This window comes from Mycobacterium sp. (assembly GCF_049585075.1).
Taxonomy (GTDB): domain Bacteria; phylum Actinomycetota; class Actinomycetes; order Mycobacteriales; family Mycobacteriaceae; genus Mycobacterium.
The window spans coordinates 1-4,310 of the sequence record NZ_JBAUZA010000164.1; the positions used below are offsets into that span (position 1 = coordinate 1).

Annotated in this window: 5 protein-coding genes; 4 read left to right on the forward strand and 1 reads right to left on the reverse strand. The window is 66.1% G+C overall.

The annotated features are described in order from the left end of the window. The 4 genes from WB785_RS07640 to WB785_RS07655 all read left to right on the forward strand — a co-directional run. On the forward strand, window positions 1-354 hold a 354-nt coding region (locus WB785_RS07640), incomplete at its 5' end, for an alpha/beta hydrolase fold domain-containing protein (RefSeq protein ID WP_424078236.1). 9 nt (window positions 355-363) lie between these two features. Then, window positions 364-1,488 carry an acyl-CoA dehydrogenase family protein gene (locus WB785_RS07645; RefSeq protein WP_424078237.1) on the forward strand — a complete coding sequence of 375 codons (1,125 nt, stop codon included), beginning with the start codon at window positions 364-366 and terminating at the stop codon, window positions 1,486-1,488. A gap of 4 nt (window positions 1,489-1,492) precedes the next feature. Then, window positions 1,493-2,653, forward strand: a complete 1,161-nt coding sequence (locus WB785_RS07650; protein ID WP_424078238.1) for an acyl-CoA dehydrogenase family protein — start codon at window positions 1,493-1,495, stop codon at window positions 2,651-2,653. 64 nt (window positions 2,654-2,717) lie between these two features. Beyond that, window positions 2,718-3,167, forward strand: coding sequence for a hypothetical protein (locus WB785_RS07655; RefSeq protein WP_424078239.1), 450 nt, complete (start codon window positions 2,718-2,720; stop codon window positions 3,165-3,167). Between the two features lies 1 nt (window position 3,168). On the opposite strand, the gene WB785_RS07660 is transcribed toward WB785_RS07655, so the two are convergent. Then, the coding region (locus tag WB785_RS07660; protein WP_424078240.1) for an amidohydrolase family protein at window positions 3,169-4,310 on the reverse strand (1,142 nt) is incomplete at its 5' end.

Consider the following 4,310-nt stretch of genomic DNA (forward strand, 5'->3'; position numbering starts at 1 on the left):
AGCGGAGCAGTGCCGAAGAACCCGAACTACCGGCTGTGGAGCCCGAAAAGCAATCGCTTCGGCTGGGCTGCATACCTCGGCAACGCCGACCCCCAAGTCGCCGTTCCGGCCCGCCGCGCCGACCTGAGCGGGCTGGCGCCGGCCTGGATCGGTGTTGGCACCCACGACCTGTTCCATGACGAAGACCTGGCCTATGCCGAGCGCCTCACCGCGGCCGGAGTACCGTGCCACGTCGAGGTGGTCCAGGGGGCGTTCCATGGTTTCGATCTGGTGGTCCCGAAAGCTGGTGTCTCACAGGCATTTTTCGCCAGCCAGTGCGCGAGCCTACGCACCGCACTTGCTCCGAAGGGCTGATCGCCGGCCATGCGCGCAAGCGCACCGTTCTCGGTAAGCGAAGAGCAGCGCGCGCTGCGCAGCGCGGTCGCCGACTTGATGGCACGGCACTGCGGCGAAACGCAGGTGCGAGCGCTGATGGCGACCGACACCGGTCTTGACCATCAGGTGTGGCATGAGTTGGCGGCCATGGGTCTAACCGGATTGCTGATCGGCGAGGAGTACGGCGGCGCCGGTGCGAGCCCGGTGGAGATGAGCATCGCGATGGAAGAGATGGGCAGGGCCTTGCTAGTCAGCCCATTTTTGTCGACGGCGGTGCTGGTGCCCAGCCTGCTTGCCGAAGTCGGCGACGCAGCGGAATGTTCCGCGGTGCTGCCCCGGATCGCGGCAGGTGATCTGGTCGCCACCGTTGCCTTCGCCGAAGACGACTCTGCTCGATTGCCCGCCACGATCGCAACGTCTGCGGGTGCCATCGGCGACGCCTGGCACTTGACCGGCTACAAGCACTTCGTCCTTGACGGGCAATCGGCGGCGCTGTTTTACGTGCTGGCCGGAACCGATTCGGGGCCTGCCGTTTTCGCGGTAGAGGCCGGCGCTGCCGGCGTGGCCGTGACGCCATTGACCACGGTGGACCCGACCCGTAAGCAGTGCCGCCTGCAATTCGTCGATACGCCGGCACGGCTGGTCGGTCGGCTCGGCGTCGGAGTGGAGGTATTCACTGCAGCGCTGGACCGCGCAGCTGTGGCATTGGTCAGCGAGCAGGCCGGCGGTGCGCGGCGCGTTGTCGAGATGGCCGCCGAGTACGCCAAGACCCGCTATCAGTTCGGTCGAGCAATCGGCAGCTTCCAAGCGGTCAAGCACATGTGCGCCGACATGCTGCTGGAGGCCGAGTCTGCAGTGTCGGCGGCCCGGTACGTCGCCGGATCGTTCGCCGAGCAGGCACCCTCGCGTATCGCCGATCTTGCTCTGGCGCAAGCATACTGCTCGGACGCGTTCGTCTTTGTCGCCGCCACCAACATTCAGCTACACGGCGGCATCGGGTTCACCTGGGAGCATCCGGCCCACCTCTATTTGCGTCGGGCCCGCAGTGCCGCCCAGTTGCTGGGCAGCCCGGCCTGGCACCGGGAACGCTACCTGCAGCAGAGCGGAGCCTGAAACCGTGACTGACGAGGAGTTGCGCGACGAGGTTCGAAACTGGCTGGCGGCCAATTGGAATCCCGGAATCGATCGCGCCAGCTGGGCCCAGGTCGTCTTCGACGCCGGATGGGCGGTGCCCAGCTGGGAACCCGAGTGGTATGGCCGCGGCCTTTCGGATGCTCAATCCCGGATCGCCGCTGCGGAATTCGCCGCCGCCGGCGCACCCGGCTGCGGTCATGATCGCGCGAACCTTTTCGCCTGCACCCTGCATGACGTCGGAACCGACGAGCAGAAAAGACGGCTGATTCCGCCGTCGATACGCGGCGAAAGCAAGTGGTGTCTGCTCTACAGCGAACCCGGTGCGGGATCGGACCTGGCCGGCCTGCGCACCAAAGCCGAGCGCCACGGCGACGAGTGGGTGATCAACGGCCAGAAGGTGTGGACGTCGTTCGCCAAAACCGCCGACTACGGCATGTTGGTGGCCAGGACCGACTGGGATGTGCCCAAACATCAAGGGATCAGCTTTTTCATGTTGCCGATGCATCAGCCCGGCGTCGAGATCCGGCCGATCCACCAGATCACCGGCGAATCGGAGTTCAACGAAGTCTTCATCGAAGATGCCCGCATCCCCGCCGAGAACTTGGTCGGCGAGCTGAACGCCGGGTGGTCGGTACTGCAGATCGCGCTCGGGCACGAGCGCCGGTTCATGGGCGATCTGGCCCGCACCGCCAAGGACAGCCGCCGGCCCCGGGCCGAGAAGGCCAACCTCTTAATCGAATTGGCACGCGAAGCCGGCAAGCTGGACGACTCTTATATTCGTCAGCAGATCGCGCGGGTCGACGCACTCGCCGCGGTCAACCGTTGGAACACCCAGCGGTCGAAGACCGCGACCGATCGCGGCGAGGCGGCGGCGCTGATGGCGCTCGGGAAGATCGCGATGTCACGGATCCTGCATGAGACCGCCCGCGTCGAGACCGAGATCGTCGGTGCTGAGGCGATGTTGGCCGGACCCGATAACCCGGTCGGCGACGCGGTCACCTTCCGGACGATGAACGCCTACTTCACCTCGATCGGCGGCGGGACCGATCAAATTCAACGCAATATCATCGGGGAACACGTGCTGGGCCTGCCGAAAGAACCTGAGCCGTACCGCAACACACCGTTCCGCGATCTACCCCACTGATTCGGTGCGCGACGCGATCGCGGCGATGCTTGAACTTTGACAGCGATGCGCTCATCCTGACAGCGTGGCAGGTAGCGAAACGCCGTCTCGCGGGATCCTTGACCCGGTGGCGCGTAAGCTACGCCTGCCATTCCGGACGCCCGACTTCATCGACCGGATCATCCGCGGCGGGGTAAACCAGGCCGGTCGGCGAACGCTGTACATGCTGCTCACCACGTGGGATGCCACCGGTGGCGGACCGTTCGCCGCCAGCGCGATTGCCACGGCGGGGCTGGCCAGGACAGTCGACATTGCGCAGGGTCTGTTCATCGGCCCGGTCTTCGACCCACTGCTGAAAGCGCTGGGCGCCGATCAGATCACGCTTCGCGCATCGCTGTGTGCCTCCCAAGTTGTCGGTCTTGGCATCATGCGCTACGGGGTGCGGGTCGAGCCGATCCAGTCAATGGATGTCGATACCCTGGTTGACGCGGTGGCGCCCACGTTGCAACGCTACCTCGTCGGCGAAATCTCCTGATTTATTCAACTGCATAAGCGATTTGACCGCCGACGATCGTCGCGGCGACCATGCCGGCATCCAACTCGGCCAGCGCCATTTCGGGCGATACGTTCAGCACGCAGAGGTCCCCCGGCTCGCCCGGCTGAATGATGCGTGCCCGGGTCGGCTGATCGGGGTATCCGAAGAACATATTCAAAGCCGTTCGCGCGGACACCCGTTCATTGCTGCCCAGCACAACTCCGCTGGGAGTAGCGCGATGCACCGCCGCCCGCATGGTCGTCCACGGGTCAGGTTGGCCGAACGGCATATCCGTCGATAAGGCCACCGGCACCTGCGCCCGCTGCAACGACGCCACCCGCCATAGCTGATCGTGCTCCTCGGCGGGAACGTCATCGAGGTACTGATCCCCGCGCTCGGCAATGAAATTGGGTTGGGTTATCACGGTCACCGCGAGTTCCGCGAGGTCGGCGATGCAGTCCGCCGGCGTCATGGCGGCGTGTTCGATGCGGTCGCGCGGGTGGGTGCCGGCTTGGCGCAGCGCTGCGATCGTCACCAGCAGTTGGGCTGCGGTCACGCAGTGGATGGCAACCGGCCCGCCACCGCGGTGCCGGTCGGCGATCCAGTCAGCGAGCTGCTCGAGGTCCAGGTCGTCGTCGTGCAGGATGCGCTTGCCGGGGGCCAGGCAGTGCACGTGTTGGCGCAGTTCGCCTCGCCGATGCAGTTCGGCTAACCGTACGATGTCACTGGCATCGAGATCCGGCGTGGCATCGGTGATTCCGGTGACTCCGTAGCGGCTCAACCGAGCACTCAGGTCGGCCAGGCTGGTTTGGCCTCGGCTGAGCGCGTCGGACCACGAGCCCGTGCTGCGCAGCCGGCCGTCGGCGTGGTCCGCGAGGCCAATCCGAACCAGGCCCGCCGAGTTGAGCATCCACAGCACCCCACTGCGGTGCTGAACGCGCAACGGCACGGATGGAACCATGGCGTCCAGCGCCGCCCGGTCCAGCGGCCCGGCAACGGAATCGTGGTAGCCGACGGCGCGGATCCAGCCGTCCTCGCCGGGTTCGGCGCGCGCCAACACGCCAGCCAGGGTGGCGCGGTCGCGCACCTGCGGCGGCCCGACCCGAACCGAGGTCGCTGCAGCAGCCGCCGAATGCAGATGCA